This is a genomic window from Occultella gossypii (assembly GCF_019947135.1).
In the GTDB taxonomy this organism is placed as follows: Bacteria; Actinomycetota; Actinomycetes; order Actinomycetales; family Beutenbergiaceae; genus Occultella; species Occultella gossypii.
This window is the reverse complement of the sequence record NZ_JAGSHT010000002.1, coordinates 371,850-392,347: the sequence shown is the minus strand read 5'-3', so window position 1 is coordinate 392,347 and position 20,498 is coordinate 371,850. Positions and strand designations below refer to the sequence as shown.

Below are 20,498 nucleotides of genomic sequence, written 5' to 3'. Positions count from 1 at the left end.
CGGTCGACCGGCCGCGAGAGCGCCGGCTGGCCAGATCACGAAAGGTCCCTCCTTCGGGCGCCCCTCCCCGCCGACCGACCGATCGGCGCCTCACTGCGATCCTGCACTCCGCTAGCGGGCGCTCAAGATGCGGCTACGGGCCGGGATGCGGCCGGAGCTTGAAGATCAGGATGCCGAGGTTCTTGTTCATCCACGCCTGCTTGTGCGGATAGCGGCGTCGGGCGTCCTCGGAGAGTTGAGGCTCGGTCGCGGACTCGATCCACAGCCCTGCCGCACTGAACACATTGATCAGATCGGAGATCGTGTAGGGCCGCTTGGTGAGGGCGATCTCGTCGTTCCAGCCGCTGACGTAGGAGAACTGGGCGGTCGAGAAGTACTCCTCCCCCAATGAGGTCCCGTTCTTCGCCGCCCGTTCGAGGGCGTATCGGATCGGTTGCGTCCTCGTCAGCAGGATGAATCCGTCGTCAGCCAACATCCCCCGCGCTACCTGCAGGGTGCGAACTGGATCCTTGGCGTAGCCGAAGGACTGCAGGAACAGGATCCGCTCGAACGTGCGGCCGGCAAGCCCGGGCACAGAATCCAACTCGGAGAGATCGCCTTGAATGAGTTCCAGACCAGGAAGCTGGGCGCTGAGGAAGTTGCCACTGATGTCGACACCGACCGAGTCGGTTGCACCGTCTCGAACCAACTCGGAGAGCTTGCCGCCGTTGCCGCAACCGAGATCGAGCACCGACCGCCCGGTGACATCGCCCAGAATGTCTCGCTGCGCTGGCCACTCGACCAACCGATCCAGCGAATCCTCCTTTGTTCGGGCCCGTTCGTAGTCCGGCGCGAGCTCCAGCCATGCCTGGCCCGAGTCCGCACCACGTGCCCGGTGAGGACTCGTCGGGTGCTGAGGTCCATCTGACGCAGCCACGACACAGAACATAGCCGTCGGCTGAGGAGTTCACGGCGGAACTCGCGATCTGGTGTACCGTTCATCAGGACACGCACCTGGCCTTCGTCGCTCGGCTCGACCGGAGATCGTCGGGATGGCCTGGGATGCCGAAACACCAACGGCGAGCCGCAGTCGCCACCGCTGTGGAGCGGGCCCTCAGGCGTCCTCCGCCTGACGTTCCGCGCGCTGTCGGACCAGTTCCTCGACCGCGCTCGGCAGCGTCGTCTCGAAGTCGATCAGCTTCACCCAGTTCGGGGTCACGACGATCCGGACCATGCCGTCGCGATAGAGCGAACGTACCTCCGCCTCCCACTCGACCCGTTGCTCGGCGGTCATCTCGTAGGTGCTGGTCGCCCGCAGGTACTCGTCCGGGATGCCATCGACGAAGTCCAGCTCGGCGAGCCCGCGGATGAGCAGGATCTTCGGTGGGTGCACCTCGGTGTCGATCGTCAGGGCCACCGCCGGGTTGTTGCGCAGGGCCGGGATCTTCGGTGCGTTCTTCGTCGTGCAGATGACGATCTCCGCGCCGTTCCAGGTGAACGCGATCGGGACATTGCGGGGTGTACCGTCCTTCGCGACGTACGCCAGGCGGGTCAGGTCGCGGGCCAGCAGCTCCTGACTGATCGGTCGGTCCAGCACCTCGGTGATCTCGTTCGGTTGCATGATCCGTGGACTCGTCATGGTGGTCCTCCTCCGTCGTCGGGCGGCCCGTTCATGGCCGCTGGTGTACCTGGGACGGAGACAGCGTCGCACTCTCGACATCCGAGCGACACCCCGGCAGGTCCGTAGCGAACGGGTCAGGCGCCGATCGGTGCCCCCTCCCATGACGTGCCGTCCACGACGTCCCCGGTGCCATCGATCAACACGATCCGGAAGTACACGTCGTGCTGCTCGGCGAAGTTGTAGTTGCGTACCTCCCAGGTGCTGCTGCCGGAGAACACGACCTCGCCGGCCCGTCCGTACTCGGTCTCCCACTGCAGGATCGGGGTCAGCCCGTCCACCTGGGTGTCGGAGAGCGCGAAGATGTCCCCGTCGCTCTCGAAGCAGGCCGTGGCCGCTTCGACCTCGAGGCAGTAGTCCGCCGCGCTCGCCGGTGCGGCCGTGAAGGCCGCCACCGCTGCCAGGCCTGCCGCTGCGATCGTTCCCGTTGCTGCTCTGTGTGTCGTCTTTCGCATGGTTCGCTCCCTCCGATGTTCGGATGTTCCCGGTGATCCCCTTCTGCGCGACCACCCGGTCCTGCCCGTCCAGGGTGCGCAGGCCGTCCTCGCCCTCGCTACCTACTTTCGGAGGGGATCGGGCGGCAGCGAGGTCCAGCCCGGGAGTAGCCTCGTGGCGATGGCAGCCGACTCCCACGCCGACCGTGTCCGATGGGATGCGATAGCCGCCGCGTACGCAGCGACGATCGGTGGTCACGCGGACTCCTTCTACCGCCGGCTCGCCCCGTTCCTTGCCGAGGAGATCGGCGACGTGACCGGCAAGCGGATCTGGGACCTCGGCTGCGGGCACGGCTGGCTCGCCGGCCTGCTCAACGACAACGGCGCGGCCGTCGATGGCGTGGACGGCAGTGCCGCCCTGATCGAGACCGCCCGGCGGAACCACCCGGACGTCGGGTTCGAGGTTCGCGACCTCGCCGCCGAGGTGCCGGTGGAGGACAGCGCCTACGACGCTGTCGTCTGCCACATGGTCCTGATGGACCTCCCGGTCCTGGATCCCATCATCACCGCCGTGGCGAAGGCGCTGCGACCTGGGGGGCGGTTCGTGTTCACGATCCTGCACCCGGCCTTCTACAACCAGGCCCCCTCTCCCAGCGACAGTCCTCCCCCGTGGTCACGCACGGTCACCGGATACCGCGAACCGGCACAATGGTGGGTCGAGTCGTTCGGCGGCCACCAGCACTATCACCGGCCGCTCGAGGATTACGTCGAGGTGCTCTCACGGCACGGACTCCTGGTGCGCCGGCTCGTCGAGCCGCCCACCCTGCCTCGTCACGCACGCTCCGACGACCAATGGAGCGCCTACGAGCGCTGGTTCGCCACGATCCCCACGATGCTAGCGGTGTCCGCGGTGGTGCCGGATCGGACCGGCACCGACTGAGCGGCGAAGCGAGACCGGACGGACGCCGTCGACCCCGGTCCTGCACTCATCGAGGTAGGGAGACGCTCCCCCTCAGGCTCAGCGCCGGCAGATGCCGGTAGCGGTGTTCCTCACAGACCACGAGGAACGCGCCGATCCGCCAGCCCTTCGGCCGCCCGGTGTCCCGATACGGAGCCAGCGCTCGGTGCAGGTCGTCGCGTGCCGCGGTCGTCGAGGCCGCGTCCGAGTTTCGCGCCACCGTGAGCGTCCACGCCCTGAGTGGCCCCCCGACCTCGCGCGGTGCCAGGAAGATGCTGCCCTCCGCCGGCCGCCGCAACCCAACGGTGAGGGCTCCGTTGCGGGACCGTGTGAGAGTGTCGGGATCGCCCGTGGCCCAGCCGAGCTCGGTGACGGCGGCAACGACTTCCGCGGTACCCGGCGCACGCCAGCCGGACATGAGGTGCGCGAACCGAGCCAGGTCCACACCGGAGATCGGTGCCGTCGTCGCACCACCAGTCAGGGTGGTGGCCCAGCTGGGCCAGTTCGGCCTGAGCGCGCCGACGAGCCGGTTCGCCTCCAGCCACAACAGGCGGTCGTCCACGCGCCAGATCGGCTGGCCGGTGACGACGGCGGGTACCACCTCGCCGGAGATGGCGGCGCCGAGACACCGGCCGTGCCAGTCGTCGCGCACCTCGTGGTGCCCGAGTGCCTCATCCGCGAGCAGCCACGACCGAGCCGCGGCCAACAGAGCGCTCGTCGGCTCAGCCACCTGCGCCCGGTAGCGTTCGAAGCCCGGCGGGCCCGTCTTCAGGTTCGCGAACGAGGTGACCGTCGGTCCCACGGCCCAGGTCCAGAGGGCGGCCGGCTCTCCGAACGCCTCGGTGAAGGCCGTCGAGATGGCCTCCCGGGCGTCCTTCGACTCCGGTGCGACCTGGACGATCGAGCGGGCCACGCGCCCGTCGACGAGGCCGAACTCGACATCCCGTCCGAGCATGTCCAGCAGGGCCACGGTCCCGGGCAGCTCCCGTGTCGGCGCCTGCGTGACCACCCCCTCGGCGATCAACCGGCTCCGGACTTCCTCGAACGGGAGTCCACGCAGGTCCGAGAGCCGGCGCAACAGCGAAGCAGCCTCGCGAGGCACTGGTTCGGGCGTGGCATCGATCGTCACGGTGGTGCCCCCGAACGGTGCGACGACCCGCCCCTCGGGCGCGTCGCCGAAGTCGATCGAGCGCGTGTAGCTTCGCATCCGGCGGATCGAGAAGGAGCGGCTGTTCCGGCGCCAGGTGCCTCCCGTGGAGGCCGCACCGGGGATCTCGCCCAGGAACTCCAACGTCTGCTGGAACCGTTCGTCGTCGTTCGCCGACTTCGCTCCCGGTGGCCGGATGCCTGGCTCCATGAAGAAGTGCACCCGCGTCTCCCCCGTTGCGCGGGACGTGACGAACGCCCGGGTCAGGCTGTGCTCCGAGCGCGGCCAACGACCCTCGTCGTCCGGCCTCGCGTCGGCGTCGACGAACCCGTGCTCGACGAGCCACTGCCCGACCTCGGCACCGGCCAGCCAGGCACCGGCCGCTCGACGCAGGTCCGACATGGAGAACTGGGCGTGCAGGCTCAGCGAGACCGACCTGGCGCGGCAGGACGCCAGGACCGCCCAACCGCCCACGTCCCATCGCTTGTCGGTGCCGGACGGCTTGCCGACCTTGCGTGTGATCGCGCCGCGAAGACGACGCTGGAAGGCGTCCGGATCGTCGTCCCCAGACCGATCGAATCCGATGTGCTGGTGTCGCCGCACAGCATTACGGCGCGGATCCCGGTCCGCGACCTCGTCCAGACCGGCGTCTGCGAGGGCCTGCTCGATGCTGGCAGGCATCGAGGAGTCGAGGCGCGCGAGCGTCTGGAGGAAGTCGGGAATCCGTGCGATGAGGTCGATGGACTCGATATCGGCGTCGGCCACGGTGGGAGCCTAGCGCCAGCCACTTCCCATGGGACGGACCTGCCGCCTCCGGCACGATGCCCTCCTTCGTCACGGTGGCAGGATGAGACATGGGCACCGTCGATGACCTGCTGGCCGGGCTCGATCCCGGCGACCGTCCGTCCGTCGAACGCATCTACGAGATTGCGCGCGAGCAGGTACCGGACGCCGAGCAGGGCCTCGGCTACGGGATGCCCGCGCTCGTCCACCGGGGCAAGCCCTTGGTGTCGGTGATGCGAGCGAAGAAGCACATCGGTGTCTATCCGTTCAGCCCGGCCGCGGTGTCCGCGGTCGCGGACGCCCTGGCGGAGCATCCCGGCATCGGGCTCGACAAGGGAACCATCCGCTACCAGCCCGAGCACCCGCTGCCCGACGCCGTAGTCCGCGCGCTGGTCCGGGCCCGCCAGGCGCAGATCGAAGCCTGAGCGACCCTCTGGTCACAACGGTGATCAGGCCCCGTCCGCGCGGAAGGTGAGCTCGTTCCCCTCCGGATCGGCAACCGTCCATCGTCCGTCCTGCTCCCCTACGATTCGCCCGCCCGAGGTGACCGCGGTCTCGACCCGGGCCTCGGCCAGGTCGCGTGGCACGAACACGTCGAGGTGGAGCCGGTCGCGCTGACGGCGACGCTCCACATCGGCGGGATCGAGATCCTGGAAGAACAGGACGGGGTTGAGCCGGCGCGGGTCGTAGATGTCGGTGAGGTGCGCACGTGGGTCCGGTCGGTAGCCAAGCGTGGCCGTCCAGAACGCCCGCGTGGCGGGGATGTCGACGGCGTCGATGCCGTACTGCACGAAGCCCACCTGGTCGGGGGCGGCGGTCAGCCCGAGGTCACGGGCCGCGGCCTGGATCGCGGCGGCGAGTTCGACGAACGCGGCGCGAGTCCCGCCGTCGGCGTCCTCGAACTGGTCCTTACCGCTGTCGATCGTCACACCGTCGGGCTGCAGGTCCACGAGCAGCGGTTCGCCGGCCTCGTCGGCGAGGGTGGCGACGGCCGTGGCGAGTGCGCTCCCCTGTACCAGCGAGTCGGTGCGGTAGTGCGTCATCGCGCCGAAGATCGCCCGCCAGTCGGAGGTCTCGGGTCGGTCGCCGAGGTTGCCGCCGGGAACGAGGTCGACCACGTTGCCGTCGGGGTCGGCGAGCGCGAGGCCGAAGGGACCGTGGGGCACCTGCCCGGTCACCTCGCGGGCGGCCGTCACCGACTCGGCGACGCGGACGACATCGACGTGCATGCGATTGCGCAAGGGCCGCAGCGGGTCCTGCGGTGCGAACGAGACGACCGGCCAACGCCCGAGCGGGTCGGCCAGAGCGTCCTCGCCATCGGCCCCGTAGCCGAGCACGGTTCGCCAGAACGGAAGCACGGTCGCGCGGTCCGACGCGTCGATGACGAGCCGAACCGCTTGGAGTGCCGCCGGGTCGGCCACCAGCGCGAGGTCCCGAGCGGCCGCCGAGACCGCCCGGGCAACCTCGGCGTCCTCGCCGGTGAATGCCCCTGACCGCCCCCCGAGGCGAACGCGCACTCCCCCGGCCCGCAGGTCGATCGCCACCGCGGCGCCCGCCGCCACGCTCACGATCCGCGCGACCAGCTCCGCCCCTGCCGACAGGGACGGCGCCTCGAACCAGGTGCTCGGGTGGCCGTCGACCACCCGCCAGTCCGGGGTGCCCTCCGCGTCACGGAACCCCGATGTGTCGACCTGAGCCATGGTTGTCTCCCGCGCCGTGTTCGACGGTTACCCCACCGTCACCGGTTCCGACCATAGAGCCAGTGGCGGACGACGAACGTCCGGATCCCCACCTAGCCTGCCGGGTATGACCACTGCTGACTACCCCTGGGAACCGCCGCTCGCCGGCACCGAGGTCGAGCACCTGCTCGGTACCCTGAAGCGCCTGCGCACGACGTTCCGATGGAAGGCCGACGACCTCGACGAGGCCGGTCTCACCCACCGGATACCCTCCTCGGCCCTCACCCTCGGCGGGCTGCTCAAGCACCTCGCCGCGGACGAGGACTCGATGTTCACGGTGAAGCTGACCGGCGTGTCGATCGGCGAACCGTGGGAGTCGATCTGGCCCGAGGATGCTGAGTACCACGCATTCACGCTCGACCCCACCGGGCACACCCCGGACGAGCTCTACGCCCTCTGGGACGGTGCCGTGGCCCGTTCGGACGCACGCATCGCGGCAGCGCTCGAGCGTGGCGGGCTGGACCAGCCGACCGCCCTCGACTTCGGCGCGGAGGGCCACGCCACCCTGCGCCGGCTCCTGTTCGACCTCATCGAGGAGTACGGCCGACACACCGGGCACGCGGACCTGATCCGCGAGGCGGTCGACGGCCGGGTCGGTGAGGACCCGCCGGCCAGGTGGACACCGGTCAGCGGCCACGCCGGCTGACGAAGAGCACTGCCCGACGGCGGTGGCTCGCTCGTGCGGCCAGGTCCGGCGGTCAGCGTGCTGCGTCGAGCAGTCGCCGGCCGATCGCCCGGCAGGCCTCGCTGAGCTCGGTGCCTCGCGCGACCCGGAACGTCATCGGCAGTTCGCTCAGTTGCGCGGCGTACCAGGTCGGGTCGCTGGTGCTCCCGACCAGGCGGGTAGCCTGTTCCCCCGCTTCCTCGAGGCGACCGAGCGCACGTGGGATCCACGGCCGCACCGCTGCGATCGGGGCGTCGATGAGCACCTCGACCTCATACTCCCAGCCGACGGCCAGGTGCTCCTCGAGCGCCGCGACGGGATCCAGGTCGGCCGGCGGTGTGAACGAGACATCGAGGGCTTCGGTGGCGAGGATCCGGTCGATCCGATAGGCACGCTGGGCGTCGGCCGGATGGGAGTGGCAGAGCAGGTACCAGCGCCCATGCCGCACCACCACGGCCCAGGGATCCACCTCGGCCACCCACTGCGACCCGGACTCCGAGCGGTACTCCAGCCGCACCCGCCGCTGCTGTGAGATCGCCTGCACCAGCGCACTGGTGGTCCCCGGGTCGGGCCGTGCGGCGGCCAGGTCCGGGGCCGCCGCCGCGCTGCGCCGGACCGCCTCGGCCTGGGCGGCCACCGACTCCGGCAGGGCGCGCATGATCTTCCCGACGGCGCTGCCGACCGGGGCGGTCGGGTCACCGGCGTCGTGGTGACCGTCGAGAACCGCCATCACGAGCGCGAGGACCTCGGTGGCCGTGAACGTGAGCGGCGGCAGCCGGACACCACGACCCATCCGGTACCCGCCGTAGGGGCCACGACTCGACTCGATCGGGATTCCCGCATCGCGCAGGATCGACACGTATCGGCGCGCGGCGCGCTCGCTGACGCCGAGCCGCTCCCCCAACCGGTCCGCGCTGATTCCCGGGTTGCCCTGGATCAGCTCCAGCGCCAGGAGCGCCCGCGCCGTGGGGCTGTCGACGTCACCGTTCACCCGGGGTTCCCTCGTCGCTGGCGAATATGTGTCGGCTTCCGATCCTGTGTTCCGGAAGCGGTTCATCCGGAATCCAGCCTATCCTCGCAGGCATGGATCTCGAGGTGACTGGCGACATCTGGTACTGGCGGGGTCCATCGCCCTTCCACTTCGTCACGGTCGATGACGAGGGCGCCGAGTTCCTGCGCGAGATCATGCGTGAGGTGACGTACGGCTGGGGCATGATCCCGGTGCAGGCACGGATCGGCGATACGCAGTACACAACCTCGTTGTTCCCGAAGAACGGCGGCTACATCGTGCCGATCAAGGACGCCGTGCGTCGTGCCGAGGAACTCGACGACGGCGACGTGGTGACGATCAGCATGACGGTGACATCGTCGCGCTGGCGCTGAGGCGCAGGCCGAGAGTCACGAGTCCGTCGCTCCCGCGAGGCACTCCTGCCCTGCCTCGGAGTGGGCGTCCGCCGCGCACTGCACGGACGCCTCGTCATCGTCGGATCCAGCTTCATCCGCGGCCGCCTCTGTGATGTCCAGGGGGTTCGCCAGCTCGTCGCGCGGCAACTTGGCGAGCAGGATCGCGGCCACCGCGAAGACGGCGGGCAGCACCCCGGCGGCGATGAACGTGGCGCGCAGCCCGATCAGGTCCGCAACCGGACCCGCCAACGCCATCGAGACCGGCATCAGCGAGATCGAGACGAAGAAGTCCAGGCTCGAGACCCGTCCGAGGAGGTGCGGCGGCACCCGGCGCTGCAGCAGCGTGCCCCAGATCACCATCGGGGCCGAGAACAGCGCACCCAGCACCGTCGCGGCCGCGATGATCTGCCAGACGGCGGTCGCGTAGGCCATCGCGACGAATGGCAGACTGCCGAAGCCCCAGAGCAGGATCATCACCGTGAGGTAGCGGCGAGGCAGCCGTCGTGACGCCATCACCAGCGAGCCGAGCGCCCCACCGATGCCGAAGGCGGCGAGCACGAGGGCGTGATCGCCGGCGCCGCCGCCGAGCCGGTCCTTGATCAGGAACGGGATCAGGACCTCCAACGGGCCCATCATCACCAGGATCATCAGGGAGGCGAACAGGAGCGTGGCGAGCAGCCAAGGCGTCACCAGGAAGTAACGGAAGCCCTCGGCGATGTCGGTGAACATGGTTCGGATCGGGTGCTCACGGGGCGCGTCGGTGGCCTCGGCACCCTCCCGGCGCACGGGTGTCAGGGGCACCGTGCCGAGCGCCACGAGCCCGATCAGGCCGCTCAGGGCGGCCAGTGCCATCGCCGCCCCCGGGGACGCGACCCCGATCACCACGCCAGCCAGAGCGGGCCCGGCCGCCTGTTGCAGCGACGGGCGGAGCATGCCCTCGAACCCGTTCACGGCGAGGAGTTCCTCAGCCGGCACCAGGGCGGGTAGCCAGGCGGAGTAGGCCGGGTAGTAGAAGGCCATCGCGGCTCCGCCGAGGAAGGCGATCACGGCCAGGTGCCACAGCTGGGTCTGCCCGGTGATGCCAAGGAATGCCGCGGTGGCGAACAGGGTCACGTGGGCCGCCTCGACGCCGAGCAGGATGACCTTCTGTGGCACCCGGTCCGCGACCACCCCGGCGGCCAGGGCCGGCACGATCGTCCCGATCGCCGCGCACATGGTGACCAAGGACAGGTCCCGGGCGCCGCCGTCGATCCGGATGACCTCCCAGACCATCGCGACCATCCAGAGCCCGCTCATGATCAGCGAGAAGAACAGTGCCAGGCCGAGCCGCCGGTACGCGGAGTGCCGGAACGGGCTCAGCGCACGGGGCAGTCGCGTGCCGGTGGTGACGGAGCGTGCCTTCGACATCTCGGATATCTCTCTGACTCGGTGAGCGGGGTTGACGTACCTGGGTTACGGGGCGCGTACGTGCCGATGTGGTGAATCTCGACAGCACGACAGACCCGCACGGCCCATCGAACTCATCGGCGGCCATCGAGGGCCCGACGAATATTGCTCACCTCAAGGCTGAAGCCTGAACCGTGGTTGAGGTCAAGCACCATCCCGGCGCGGTTGCCAGATCCGGCACCTGAGGCCCGCCCCCGCTGCTCCCGGCACGCCGCCGTGAGCGTCGCTCTCCGGGCACCCGAGCTCGGGATCGGGCCAGGCGGGGCGACCCGTCGGGGCCTCGACCACGGGCTCCCAGCGCGACCAGAACAGGTCACAGTCGCACCCCGGCACCGACCGGGCATCACGGTGCCCCGATGGCCCTGCGGCCCACGAGACTTCCGCACCGGCCGACGCCGCGGCCCCGACCTCCACGGCCCACCGGCGACCCCACCGCGAAGTCCCGTCGCAGTCGAAGGTCGTGAGCATCCGCTGCACGTAACACAGTGCGCACTCCCCCGGCCGCACCGCCGTCAGCTCCTGCGCCAACCGGGCGAGCTCGCCCTCCAACTGCTCCACGTGAGCCGTCATCGACCCTCCCGAACCCTGTGATACCGATGTTCGAGAGCGTGTCAGGACCCTACGACATCCGTGTCTTCGGCCCGGATATCACTCGAACGGGCTGGGGTCGCCGGCGCCGTAGCGCGCGATCTCGGCGTACCCCTCGGACAGGTCCACCACGGTGGTGGGGACCTCGCCGCACTCCCCCGAGTCGATCACCGCGTCGAGCGAATGGTCGAGCTCGTCCTTGATCTGCCAGCCGTCTGTCATCGGCTCGTCCCGCCCGGGCAGCAGCAGCGTGGAGGACAGCAGCGGCTCGCCCAGCTCGGCGAGCAGTGCTTGCGCCACCGGGTGGTCCGGGATCCGAACGCCCACCGTCTTCTTCTTCGGGTGCAGGAGACGCCGCGGCACCTCCTTGGTGGCCGGCAGGATGAAGGTGTAACTCCCTGGCGTGCTCGCCTTCACAGCCCGGAACACCGCGTTGTCGACGTGGACGAACTGCCCGAGCTGGGCGAAGTCCGCGCACATCAACGTGAAGTGGTGCTTGTCGTCCAGGTGCCGCAGCGCGACGATCCGGTCCTTCGCAGCCTGGTTCCCCAGGGCGGCGCCGAGCGCGTAGCAGGAGTCCGTCGGATAGGCGATCAGGCCGCCCTCACGCACGATCTCGACGGCCTGCCGGATCAGCCGGGACTGGGGGTTGACCGGGTGGACGTCGAAGTACTTGGCCATCCAGCGAGCCTAGTCGGGACCGATCAGAGGCGCACCGGCGCCGGGGCCGGGGCCGCGTACCACTCGAGCAGCCGGGTCACCTCGGCGGCCATGGCGTCGTTGCCTGCCTGGAACCATTTGCGGGTGTCCACGACCTCCATGTTCTCGATCAGGTAGTCCCGCACACTCGTGGTGAAGATCTTGTTCAGGTGGGTGGCCACGTTGATCTTGGTCATACCTGCCGCGATCGCATCCCGCATGCCCTCGTCGCTCACACCGGACGAGCCGTGCAGCACCAGGGGCACGGACACGCGCGCCGCGATCGCCCCGATCAGGTCGAGGTCGAGCTGGGCGCCGCGGGTGGTCATCGCGTGCGAGGACCCGACGGCCACGGCGAGCAGGTCCACGCCGGTCGCCGCCACGAACTCCGCGGCCTCGTCGGGGTCTGTGCGTGCGGACGGGTCGTGGACGCCGTTCTTGCCGCCGACCTCACCGAGCTCGGCCTCCACGGAGACCCCACGGGCGTGCGCGTGCTCCACCACCGCGCGGGTGGTGGCCCGGTTCAGGTCGTCCGGCAGCTTCGACCCGTCATACATCACCGAGGTGAAGCCGAGGTTGATCGCGTCCTGGACCAGGGCCACGTCCTCCGCGTGATCGAGGTGCACGACCACCGGAACGTCGGCAGCCCGGGCCACCGCGAGCACGCCGGCCCCGATGGGGGCGAGCGCGCCGTGGTACTTCACCGCGTTCTGGCTGATCTGGAGAACGATCGGCCGGCCCGCGCCCGCAGCAGCCTCCACAAAGGCCTCGGCATGGTCCAGATGCACAACATTGAACGCTCCAAGTCCTGAGCGTTCCACACGGCAGAGATCTGCGACGCTGACCAGATCAACGAGTGGCATGGCTTTCCTTCACTTCGGTCCGAGCAAGCAAGCGCTGATAGGTGGGAACGTCGAAGTCACCGGCCACCGGGGCGACGACTGCGGCCCCGGAGAGCGCGACGACGTCGTGCAGTCTACGGGCGACGAGGGCCGCCTCGCTGCCGGTGCCCGGGAGACCTGTGTCGAGTGCCCGGGCGATCGCGGCCACGGCCGCATCCCCGGCGCCGGTCGGATTGCCGGTCAGGACCTCGGGGGCCGCGGCGGTCCAGGTCCGCCGCTCCTGCCCGGCTCCGCCGACGGCGAGGACGCCGTGTTCGCCGAGCGAGACCACCACGAGGCCTGCGCCGCGGTCCAGCAGAGCATCGGCGGCGTCGTGCACGTCGGCGATCCGGGTCGCGGCACGAAGCTCCTCTGCGTTCGGCTTGAGCACATGTGCACCGGCCTCGGCGGCGGCGAGCAGCGTCGGCCCGGAGGTGTCGACCACGACCCGGACGTCCTGCCCGACGGCGTCCCGCACCAGGGATGGCACGGCGTCCGGCGGGGTGCCGGGCGGGGTCGAACCGCTGATCACGAGTACGTCGCCTGGGCTCAGCAGCGTGAGGGCCACGTCCGCCAGGGCCCGCCAGTCGGCCGCGGAGACCTCCGGTCCGGGCTCGTTCAGCACGGTGGCGCCGGCGTCGTCGACGACCGTCACCGTGGTCCGGGTCAGTCCCTCGACCGGCAGGAACTCCTGCCGGATGCCGGCGCGGGCGAGCAGGTCACTGATCACCGCGCCGGTGGTCCCGCCGAGGAAGCCGAGGCAGACGGGGTCCTCTCCGAGGGCGTGCAGCACCCGTGCGACGTTGATGCCCTTGCCACCGGCGGACCGGCCCACGACGCCGACGCGATGGCTCTCGCCGGGCCGCAGCGCCGGTGTGCGGTAGGTGACGTCGAGCGCAGGGTTGGCAGTGACAGTCAGGATCATGACCCCACTCCCTTCTCGGCCCCCGTCGTCGACAGGCCCATGGCGAGTGCCCCTGCCCCGAGACACCCTGCCCAAGGTCCGAGCGTAGCCGCAAAAACCTCCGGCGCGGGACGCTCACCGAGTCTTCGCGCCATCGAGGTGCGCAACGGCCCGAGGACCGCCTCGCCGCCGCCGGCCAGGCCGCCGCCGAGGACGACCCGGACCGGCCCGAGCAGCGCGACGGAATCGGCCAGCGCCAGGCCCAGGGCATCCATGCCCTCGGCGATGACGGCGGCCGCGTCGGCATCGCCCGCCACCGCCGCCTCGACCACCGCGTCCGCGCCGGTCACGGCGACGCCGGTGCGCGCCGCGTACCGCCTCGCGATCGCGGACGCGGAGGCGACGGCCTCCAACACGACCGGAGCGCCGCCGTCGGGGTCGGAGACGGTCAGCATGCCGATCTCACCCGCCCATCCGGTGCCGCGGACCCGGCCATCGAGCACCAGCGCGGCCGCGATGCCGGTGCCCACCGGTACGAAGAGGAGGTCCCCACCCGCGTCCCACACGGACGCGGCCAGGGCGCCGGCCCGCACGTCGTGGCCGAAGGCCACATCGCGGCCGAGCGCGTTGACGAGCAGCTCTCGCAGCGGGACGTCGCGCCAGCCCAGGTTCACCGAGAGGACCGCCGTGCCGCTCGCCTCATCGACGATGCCGGGCACGACCACGCCGACGGCGTCGCCCGGCTGGGCGAGCTCACGCACCTGGGCGGCGATCACCTCGACCAGCCGGGTCACGTCGCGGGGGGTCGGCACCCGCCGCGGGTCGGTGAGCCTTCCCGCGGCGTCGACCCGTCCCGCCTTGATGGTGGTCCCGCCGACGTCCACTCCGACGGCATGCGCGGGCATGCTCAGTGGGCACCGGGGTCGAGGATCACCGAGCGGGTCAGGTTGCGCGGCGTGTCCGCGTCGAGGCCCCGGGCCTCGGCACGGGCGACGGCGAGGCGGTGCAACACGACCAGCTGCGCGAGCGGGTCGAGGTCGCTGGAGACGAGGGTCGCGCCGGTGGCGGCGACATCGTCGGCCAGGCCGGCCGGGGTCGGCCCGAACACCCAGACCAGCCGCCCGGGCTGCGCGATCGCGATCGGGCCGTGCCGGTACTCCATGGCCGGGTAGGACTCGGTCCAGAACTGGCTCGACTCGCGCATCTTCAGCGCCGCCTCATGGGCGAGCCCGATGGTCCAGCCGGTGCCGAGGAACGTGACCTGGTCCGCGTCGACCCAGGCCTGCGGGAGGTCCTGGGCAAGGGCGGCATCCGCGGCCTCGGGCACCGTGTCGAGTGCACCGGTACCGACGACGCTCGCCCGCAGCAGCAGCAGGGCGGTCGTGGCGAAGCGCGTCTGCACCACCGACTCCTCATCGGCGAAGTCGAGCACGATCTCGTGGTCGGCGTTGGCCGCGGCAGGGCCGCCGGCCACCGCGGTGATGAGGACCGACGGCCCGGCGGAGCCGGCGAGCAGGTCGACGATCTCGGTCGTGGTGCCGGACCTGGAGATCGTGACGATCCGGTCGTAGGCACGTCCGGCCGGGAACTCGGTGGCGGTGAACGCGTCGGTCTCACCCTGGCCGGCCTGCTCGCGCAGCACCGCATAGGACTGGGCCATGAACCACGACGTCCCGCAGCCGATCACGGCGACCCGCTCCCCCGCCGCAGGAAGGCCGCGAAGCCCGGAAGCGTGCAACGCCAGTGCTTCGCGCCAGGTGCCGGGTTGGGACGCTACCTCGATCGCCGTGCGGTTCATGTGTGGTCCTCTGCTCGAAGTTGGGATGACGTAATGTGACGACTATACGGGCTGACCACTCACGAACCGTCAGACGGCTGACATGATTGGGCCATGTTCCGAGCAGGGTGCTCGGCACCGAGCCTCGAACCGACGGAGGACGCGCGCATGGATCGACACCAACGGCTCGGCTCACTGCTCGAGCTGGTCGTACAGCGCGGGCACGTACGCATCGAGGACATCACCCGGGAACTGGAGATCTCGCCCGCGACGGCCCGCCGCGATCTCGACGCACTCGCCCAGCAACAGCTGATCACCCGGACCCGGGGTGGCGCCGCCGTCGCTCCGGGATCGGCCGACCTGCCGCTGCGCTACCGCGCCGCCAGGCAGGGCGACCAGAAGGAACGTATCGCCCGGGCGGCTGCGGAGCTCGTGGTTGCCGGTCAGGTCGTCGGGCTCAACGGCGGTACCACGACGACGGAGGTGGCCCGGGAGATCGCGGTGCAGCCGGGTCTGCAGGGCGGCGGCACCAATCCCCTGGTCATCGTGACGAACGCCGTCAACATCGCCAACGAGCTGGCCGTCCGCTCCCACCTGCGGGTGGTGGTCACCGGGGGCGTGGTCCGCCCGCACAGCTACGAACTGACCGGACCGCTGGCAGGACTGCTCCTCGGGCAGGTGAGCCTCGACCTGCTCTTCCTCGGGGTGGACGCCTTCGACCCCGAGGGCGGTGCCAGCGCTACCGACGAGGGCGAGGCGAGCACGAACGCCGCCCTCGCCGAGCGGGCCGACCGGGTCCTGGTCGTGGCCGACTCCACGAAACTCGGGCGGAGCGCGTTCGCCCGGATCCTGCCGACGACCGCGGTGCACACCCTGATCACCGACACCGACGCGGACCCCGGGCTGGTCGCCGCGTTCGAGGCGGCCGGCATCGCCGTCATCCTGTGCTGAGCCACCGTCGCCGCGGGCCGGCACGGCCCGGTCGCACCACTCGGCCGGTCGGCACCGCACCCCAGGGTGTGGGTTAAAGCCCTTGTCGGGCGGGCGGCGCCCTGGGCAGGCTGGCCTGCATGACCACCACCCCGCCGTCCTTCGAAGAACTCCTCGCCGAGGGCGAGTCCGTCGACGTCGCCGGGTGGGACTTCTCCTGGTTCGCCGGGCGGGCCACCGAGGAGCGCCCGCCATGGGGGTACGCCCGGCTGCTCTCGGAGCGGATGGCACACTCGCACGCCGCCCTGGATCTGCAGACCGGGGGCGGTGAGGTGCTCGCCACGATCACGAGCCCGCCGCCGGTGCTGAGGGCGACGGAGTCCTGGGCGCCGAACCTTCCGATCGCGAGGCGCGTACTCGGGCCACTCGGGGCGGAGGTACTCGAAGCGCCTGATGCCGGCCCACTGCCCTTCGCCGACGCCTCCTTCGACCTGGTCACGGCGCGGCTGCCGGTGGTCACGCCCTGGCCGGAGATCGGCCGGGTGCTCGCCCCGGCCGGGACGTTCCTCGCCCAGGAGGTCGGACCGGGCTCGAACATCGAGATGTCCCGGGCCATGCTCGGCGAACACCTGCAGCCCAGCGGCCGGTTCCCCGCCGACGCGGTCGCGGCCGCCGAGGCGGCCGGCCTGGACGTCGTCGATCTGCGCGAGGCGTCGCTGACCATGGCGTTCTTCGATGTGGCGGCCGTGGTCGTGTTCCTGCGCAAGGTCGTCTGGACCGTTCCGGACTTCAGCGTGGAGCGGTTCCGGCCGCAGCTGCGCGCCGTCCACGACCGGATCCTGGCGACCGGCTCCTTCGTCTGCCACCCGACCCGGTTCCTGATCGAGGCACGCAAGCCCGAACGGACGGACTGAGCCCCGGCGAGGAGCCGCCTCAGGGCCGGCGGCCGCGCGAGGGACTCAGGCGATGACCATCACGAGGTCGCCACCGTCCACCTGACGCGCGGTGGGGCTCGGCACCCGGCGCACGGTCCCGGCGACCGCCGCGGTGATGGCGGCCTCCATCTTCATGGCCTCGATGGTCGCGACCGTCTGCCCGATCTCCACCGCGTCCCCCTCGGCCACGATGGGCGTGACGGACCCCGCGAACGGGGCTGCGACGTGCCCGGGGGCGTTCGGGTCGGCCTTCTCCGCCGAGATCGCGGTGACCTCGGCGGCCTCGTCGCGCACCTGCACGGGCCGCAGGTGGTTGTTCAACGTGGTCATCACGGTGCGGATGCCGCGCTCGTCCGGCTCGGACACGGCCTCCAGGCCGACGAGCAGTCGGACTCCTCGCTCCATCGTGACCTCGAACTCGCTCGCCGAGTCCAGGCCGTAGAGGTAGTCCGAGGTGCGGATCACGGAGATGTCCCCGAACTCGGACCGGCTCTTCGCGAAGTCCTTCGCCGGCCCAGGGAACAGCAGCTCGCTCAGGCGGGTGCGCCGGCGCGCGGAGTCGGCGGCGAGCTCGGTGCGGTCGGACTCGGTCAGCGGGGTCAGCTCGCGCTTGGGTCCGCGTCCGGCGAGGGCCTTCGTGCGGAACGGTTCGGGCCAGCCGCCGGGCGGGTCGCCAAGCTCGCCGTGCAGGAACGCGACCACCGAGTCCGGAAGGTCGAACCGGCCCGGCTCGGCCTCGAAGGCCTGCGGGTCCGCGCCGGTGGCGACGAGCTGAAGCGCGAGGTCGCCGACGACCTTCGAGGACGGGGTGACCTTCACGAGGTGCCCGAGGATGCGGTCCGCGGCCGCGTACATGGCCTCGATCTGTTCGAACCGGTCGCCGAGCCCGAGCGCGATGGCCTGCTGGCGCAGGTTGGACAGCTGGCCGCCGGGGATCTCGTGCTCGTACACGCGACCGGTCGGCGCGCGCAGGCCGGACTCGAACGGTGCGTACAGGCGTCGGACCGCCTCCCAGTACGGCTCCAGGTCGGTGACCGCGCGCAGGTCCAGCTCCGGGGCTCGCTCGGTGTGCTCGAGCGCGGCCACCAGCGCCGATGCGGGCACCTGGCTGGTGGTGCCGGCCATCGGGGCGCTGGCCACGTCGACGGCGTCGACCCCGGCCCCGATCGCGGCCATCAGGGTAGCGAGCTGGCCCCCCGCGGTGTCATGGGTGTGCAGGTGCACGGGCAGGTCGAAGCGCTCCCGCAGGGCACCGACGAGCGTCGCGGCCGCGGCCGGACGGAGCAGGCCGGCCATGTCCTTGATCGCGAGCACGTGCGCCCCGGCAGCCACGATCCGCTCGGCCAGGCGCAGGTAGTAGTCGAGGGTGTAGAGCGGCTCGCCCGGGTCGGTGAGGTTCCCCGTGTAGCAGAGGGCCACCTCGGCGATCGCCGGGGTCTGGCGCACCGCAGCGATCGCGGGCGTCATCTGCGTCACGTCGTTGAGCGCGTCGAAGATCCGGAAGATCGAGATGCCGGTGTCGGCCGCCTCCCGCACGAACGCGTCGGTGACCTCGGTCGGGTATGGGGTGTAGCCGACCGTGTTGCGTCCCCGCAGGAGCATCTGCAGGTTGATGTTCGGCGCGGCCTCGCTCAGCGCGGCGAGCCGCTCCCACGGGTCCTCACCGAGGAACCGGAGGGCGACGTCGTAGGTGGCGCCGCCCCACGCCTCGATCGAGAGCAGACCGGGGGTGGTCCTGGCCACGTGCGGTGCGACCGCGAGCAGGTCGATGGTGCGCACCCGCGTCGCCAGCAGTGACTGGTGCGCGTCCCGGAACGTGGTGTCCGTGACCGCGACCGCGGTCTGCGCCCGTAGGGCACGGGCGAAGGCGTCGGGTCCGAGTTCGGTGAGCTGTTGACGAGAGCCCGACGGCGGCGCCTCGCCGAGGTCGGTGTGCGGGAGTTTCGCAGCCGGTTCACCAAGTGCCTCCGGCCTGGGGCCGTAGGGCCGGTTCACGGTCACGTGGGCCAGGAAGGTGAGCAGCTTGGACCCGCGGTCACCGCTGACGCGCGGGGTCAGCAGCTCTGGTCGCTCCCCGATGAACGAGGTGTCCACGCGTCCCTCGATGAAGTCCGGGTCGTTGAGGACGGCCTGCAGGAACGGGATGTTCGTGCGGACACCCCGGATGCGGAACTCGGCCAGCGCCCGACGGGCCCGGCGGGTGGCGACCGCGAAGCTCGCGCCACGACAGGTCAGCTTCACCAGCATCGAGTCGAAGTGGCCGGTGATCTCCGCGCCTGCGTGCGCCGTCGCCCCGTCCAGCCGGACCCCCGCGCCACCGGGCGACCGGTACGCGGTCATCCGGCCGGTGTCCGGGCGGAACCCGTTGCCCGGATCCTCGGTGGTGATCCGGCACTGCAGGGCGAAGCCGTTCACGCGGACCTCGTCCTGGGTGATGCCCAGGTCGGCGAGCGTCTCCCCCGCCGCGATCCGCATCTGCGCGGACACCAGGTCGATGTCCGTGACCTCCTCGGTCACGGTGTGCTCGACCTGGATCCGCGGGTTCATCTCGATGAACACGTGCTCCCCGGCCCGCTCCCCCTCGGTGTCCAGCAGGAACTCGACGGTGCCGGCGTTGACGTACCCGATCGCCTTCGCGAACGCCACGGCGTCCGCGCACAGCCGTGCGCGGATCTCGGGGTCGAGGTTCGGGGCGGGGGCCATCTCGATGACCTTCTGGTGGCGGCGCTGCACCGAGCAGTCCCGCTCGAAGAGGTGCACCACCTCCCCGGTTCCGTCCGCGAGGATCTGCACCTCGATGTGCCGGGGTCGCAGGACCGCGCGCTCGAGGAAGACGGTGGGGTCCCCGAAGGCGGCGTCCGCCTCGCGCATCGCCGCAGCGAGCGCCTCCGGCAGGTCGGCGGAGGTCTCGACCCGGCGCATCCCCCGGCCGCCGCCTCCCGCGACCGCCTTGACGAACACCGGGAAACCGACCTCGTCCGCCGCGGCGAGCAGTGCGTCGGCATCCGCCGAGGGCTCACTCGAGGGCAGCACGGGGATCCCGGCCGCACGCGCTGCGCGCAGCGCCGTCACCTTGTTCCCTGCCATCTCGAGGACCTCGGCCGGTGGCCCCACAAAGCTGATCCCGGCCGCCGCGGCAGCGCGCGCCAGCTCGGGGTTCTCGGAGAGGAACCCGTACCCGGGGTAGATGGCGTCCGCCTTGGACTCCTTCGCGACCCGGATGATCTCGTCGATGTCGAGGTAGGCCCGGACCGGGTGGTCCTCCTCGCCGATGAGGTAGGCCTCGTCTGCCTTCAGCCGGTGCTCGGAGGCCCGGTCCTCGTAGGGAAAGACGGCCACCGTGCGGGCGCCGAGCTCGTATGCGGCGCGGAAGGCACGGACGGCGATCTCGGCTCGGTTGGCAACGAGGACGGTCGAGAACATGCAGGCTCCCAGGGGTGTGCGGGGTGTGCGCACCAGCACGCTACCGCGATCGGCCCAGCCGGCCGGACGCTGTCCAGCAGCAGGACCGAGCCGGCAGCCGAAAGCGTCCGGTCCCGTTCAGAACTCACG

Annotated in this window: 19 protein-coding genes; 6 read left to right on the top strand and 13 right to left on the bottom strand. The window is 70.9% G+C overall.

Features of this window, described 5'->3' with window-relative positions; translation table 11 throughout:
- Positions 1-133: 133 nt before the first annotated feature.
- The 3 genes from KCQ71_RS02890 to KCQ71_RS02880 all read right to left on the bottom strand — a co-directional run bounded on the left by KCQ71_RS02890 (position 134) and on the right by KCQ71_RS02880 (position 2,112).
- Complete coding sequence (locus KCQ71_RS02890; protein ID WP_223402638.1) at positions 134-928, bottom strand: class I SAM-dependent methyltransferase; 795 nt, start codon at positions 926-928, stop codon at positions 134-136.
- A 165-nt stretch (positions 929-1,093) separates the two neighbouring features.
- Positions 1,094-1,618, bottom strand: a complete 525-nt coding sequence (locus KCQ71_RS02885; protein WP_223402636.1) for a pyridoxamine 5'-phosphate oxidase family protein — start codon at positions 1,616-1,618, stop codon at positions 1,094-1,096.
- A gap of 116 nt (positions 1,619-1,734) precedes the next feature.
- Entirely contained in the window at positions 1,735-2,112 is a 378-nt protein-coding gene (locus KCQ71_RS02880) for a hypothetical protein (protein WP_223402634.1), read from the bottom strand.
- A 160-nt stretch (positions 2,113-2,272) separates the two neighbouring features.
- Between KCQ71_RS02880 and KCQ71_RS02875 the strand changes: the two genes are divergently transcribed.
- On the top strand, positions 2,273-3,031 hold the full coding sequence (locus KCQ71_RS02875) for a class I SAM-dependent methyltransferase (RefSeq protein ID WP_223402633.1): 759 nt from the start codon (positions 2,273-2,275) through the stop codon (positions 3,029-3,031).
- Between the two features lie 46 nt (positions 3,032-3,077).
- Here the strand turns inward: KCQ71_RS02875 and KCQ71_RS02870 are convergent, their stop codons facing one another.
- On the bottom strand, positions 3,078-4,961 hold the full coding sequence (locus tag KCQ71_RS02870; RefSeq protein ID WP_223402631.1) for a hypothetical protein: 1,884 nt from the start codon (positions 4,959-4,961) through the stop codon (positions 3,078-3,080).
- Positions 4,962-5,050: 89 nt separating this feature from the next.
- Between KCQ71_RS02870 and KCQ71_RS02865 the strand changes: the two genes are divergently transcribed.
- Positions 5,051-5,404, top strand: a complete 354-nt coding sequence (locus KCQ71_RS02865; protein ID WP_223402630.1) for an iron chaperone — start codon at positions 5,051-5,053, stop codon at positions 5,402-5,404.
- 24 nt (positions 5,405-5,428) lie between these two features.
- Here the strand turns inward: KCQ71_RS02865 and KCQ71_RS02860 are convergent, their stop codons facing one another.
- Complete coding sequence (locus KCQ71_RS02860; protein WP_223402628.1) at positions 5,429-6,679, bottom strand: VOC family protein; 1,251 nt, start codon at positions 6,677-6,679, stop codon at positions 5,429-5,431.
- A gap of 106 nt (positions 6,680-6,785) precedes the next feature.
- On the opposite strand from KCQ71_RS02860, the gene KCQ71_RS02855 reads away from it, so the two are divergent.
- A complete protein-coding gene (locus tag KCQ71_RS02855; RefSeq protein ID WP_223402626.1) occupies positions 6,786-7,364 on the top strand; it encodes a mycothiol transferase in 579 nt (192 codons plus the stop codon).
- Between the two features lie 52 nt (positions 7,365-7,416).
- On the opposite strand, the gene KCQ71_RS02850 is transcribed toward KCQ71_RS02855, so the two are convergent.
- Positions 7,417-8,373, bottom strand: coding sequence for a helix-turn-helix transcriptional regulator (locus KCQ71_RS02850; RefSeq protein ID WP_223402624.1), 957 nt, complete (start codon positions 8,371-8,373; stop codon positions 7,417-7,419).
- A 92-nt stretch (positions 8,374-8,465) separates the two neighbouring features.
- Here KCQ71_RS02850 and KCQ71_RS02845 point away from each other — a divergent pair, with 92 nt between their 5' ends.
- Positions 8,466-8,765, top strand: coding sequence for a DUF1905 domain-containing protein (locus KCQ71_RS02845; protein WP_223402622.1), 300 nt, complete (start codon positions 8,466-8,468; stop codon positions 8,763-8,765).
- Between the two features lie 15 nt (positions 8,766-8,780).
- On the opposite strand, the gene KCQ71_RS02840 is transcribed toward KCQ71_RS02845, so the two are convergent.
- The 6 genes from KCQ71_RS02840 to KCQ71_RS02815 form a co-directional block, all read right to left on the bottom strand.
- On the bottom strand, positions 8,781-10,193 hold the full coding sequence (locus KCQ71_RS02840; protein ID WP_223402620.1) for an MFS transporter: 1,413 nt from the start codon (positions 10,191-10,193) through the stop codon (positions 8,781-8,783).
- A gap of 687 nt (positions 10,194-10,880) precedes the next feature.
- Complete coding sequence (locus KCQ71_RS02835) at positions 10,881-11,501, bottom strand: L-threonylcarbamoyladenylate synthase (RefSeq protein WP_223402618.1); 621 nt, start codon at positions 11,499-11,501, stop codon at positions 10,881-10,883.
- A 23-nt stretch (positions 11,502-11,524) separates the two neighbouring features.
- Complete coding sequence (locus tag KCQ71_RS02830; protein ID WP_223402616.1) at positions 11,525-12,382, bottom strand: class II fructose-bisphosphate aldolase; 858 nt, start codon at positions 12,380-12,382, stop codon at positions 11,525-11,527.
- A complete protein-coding gene (locus tag KCQ71_RS02825; RefSeq protein WP_223402614.1) occupies positions 12,369-13,325 on the bottom strand; it encodes a 1-phosphofructokinase family hexose kinase in 957 nt (318 codons plus the stop codon). The genes KCQ71_RS02830 and KCQ71_RS02825 overlap by 14 nt, the downstream gene beginning before the upstream one ends.
- On the bottom strand, positions 13,322-14,209 hold the full coding sequence (locus KCQ71_RS02820) for an ROK family protein (protein WP_223402612.1): 888 nt from the start codon (positions 14,207-14,209) through the stop codon (positions 13,322-13,324). The genes KCQ71_RS02825 and KCQ71_RS02820 overlap by 4 nt, the downstream gene beginning before the upstream one ends.
- A 2-nt stretch (positions 14,210-14,211) precedes the next feature.
- Entirely contained in the window at positions 14,212-15,102 is an 891-nt protein-coding gene (locus KCQ71_RS02815; RefSeq protein WP_223402610.1) for an SIS domain-containing protein, read from the bottom strand.
- A gap of 147 nt (positions 15,103-15,249) precedes the next feature.
- Between KCQ71_RS02815 and KCQ71_RS02810 the strand changes: the two genes are divergently transcribed.
- Together KCQ71_RS02810 and KCQ71_RS02805 are read left to right on the top strand one after the other, a co-directional pair.
- The gene (locus KCQ71_RS02810) at positions 15,250-16,032 is read left to right on the top strand and encodes a DeoR/GlpR family DNA-binding transcription regulator (protein WP_223402607.1); all 783 of its coding nucleotides are present in this window, start codon (positions 15,250-15,252) and stop codon (positions 16,030-16,032) included.
- A gap of 119 nt (positions 16,033-16,151) precedes the next feature.
- Positions 16,152-16,925, top strand: a complete 774-nt coding sequence (locus KCQ71_RS02805) for a class I SAM-dependent methyltransferase (protein ID WP_223402606.1) — start codon at positions 16,152-16,154, stop codon at positions 16,923-16,925.
- Between the two features lie 45 nt (positions 16,926-16,970).
- On the opposite strand, the gene KCQ71_RS02800 is transcribed toward KCQ71_RS02805, so the two are convergent.
- Positions 16,971-20,369, bottom strand: coding sequence for a pyruvate carboxylase (locus KCQ71_RS02800; RefSeq protein ID WP_223402604.1), 3,399 nt, complete (start codon positions 20,367-20,369; stop codon positions 16,971-16,973).
- Positions 20,370-20,498: the final 129 nt, after the last annotated feature.

What these genes read in the sequence shown, in the direction of transcription:
- KCQ71_RS02855 (WP_223402626.1), top strand. Translation starts at nt 6,786, where the DNA reads ATGACCACTGCTGACTACCCCTGGGAACCGCCGCTCGCCGGCACCGAG.
- KCQ71_RS02815 (WP_223402610.1), bottom strand. Translation starts at nt 15,102, where the DNA reads ATGAACCGCACGGCGATCGAGGTAGCGTCCCAACCCGGCACCTGGCGC.
- KCQ71_RS02825 (WP_223402614.1), bottom strand. Translation starts at nt 13,325, where the DNA reads ATGATCCTGACTGTCACTGCCAACCCTGCGCTCGACGTCACCTACCGC.
- KCQ71_RS02885 (WP_223402636.1), bottom strand. Translation starts at nt 1,618, where the DNA reads ATGACGAGTCCACGGATCATGCAACCGAACGAGATCACCGAGGTGCTG.
- KCQ71_RS02845 (WP_223402622.1), top strand. Translation starts at nt 8,466, where the DNA reads ATGGATCTCGAGGTGACTGGCGACATCTGGTACTGGCGGGGTCCATCG.
- KCQ71_RS02880 (WP_223402634.1), bottom strand. Translation starts at nt 2,112, where the DNA reads ATGCGAAAGACGACACACAGAGCAGCAACGGGAACGATCGCAGCGGCA.
- KCQ71_RS02810 (WP_223402607.1), top strand. Translation starts at nt 15,250, where the DNA reads ATGGATCGACACCAACGGCTCGGCTCACTGCTCGAGCTGGTCGTACAG.
- KCQ71_RS02820 (WP_223402612.1), bottom strand. Translation starts at nt 14,209, where the DNA reads ATGCCCGCGCATGCCGTCGGAGTGGACGTCGGCGGGACCACCATCAAG.
- KCQ71_RS02800 (WP_223402604.1), bottom strand. Translation starts at nt 20,369, where the DNA reads ATGTTCTCGACCGTCCTCGTTGCCAACCGAGCCGAGATCGCCGTCCGT.
- KCQ71_RS02865 (WP_223402630.1), top strand. Translation starts at nt 5,051, where the DNA reads ATGGGCACCGTCGATGACCTGCTGGCCGGGCTCGATCCCGGCGACCGT.
- KCQ71_RS02840 (WP_223402620.1), bottom strand. Translation starts at nt 10,193, where the DNA reads ATGTCGAAGGCACGCTCCGTCACCACCGGCACGCGACTGCCCCGTGCG.
- KCQ71_RS02805 (WP_223402606.1), top strand. Translation starts at nt 16,152, where the DNA reads ATGACCACCACCCCGCCGTCCTTCGAAGAACTCCTCGCCGAGGGCGAG.
- KCQ71_RS02830 (WP_223402616.1), bottom strand. Translation starts at nt 12,382, where the DNA reads ATGCCACTCGTTGATCTGGTCAGCGTCGCAGATCTCTGCCGTGTGGAA.
- KCQ71_RS02875 (WP_223402633.1), top strand. Translation starts at nt 2,273, where the DNA reads ATGGCAGCCGACTCCCACGCCGACCGTGTCCGATGGGATGCGATAGCC.
- KCQ71_RS02890 (WP_223402638.1), bottom strand. Translation starts at nt 928, where the DNA reads ATGTTCTGTGTCGTGGCTGCGTCAGATGGACCTCAGCACCCGACGAGT.
- KCQ71_RS02860 (WP_223402628.1), bottom strand. Translation starts at nt 6,679, where the DNA reads ATGGCTCAGGTCGACACATCGGGGTTCCGTGACGCGGAGGGCACCCCG.
- KCQ71_RS02835 (WP_223402618.1), bottom strand. Translation starts at nt 11,501, where the DNA reads ATGGCCAAGTACTTCGACGTCCACCCGGTCAACCCCCAGTCCCGGCTG.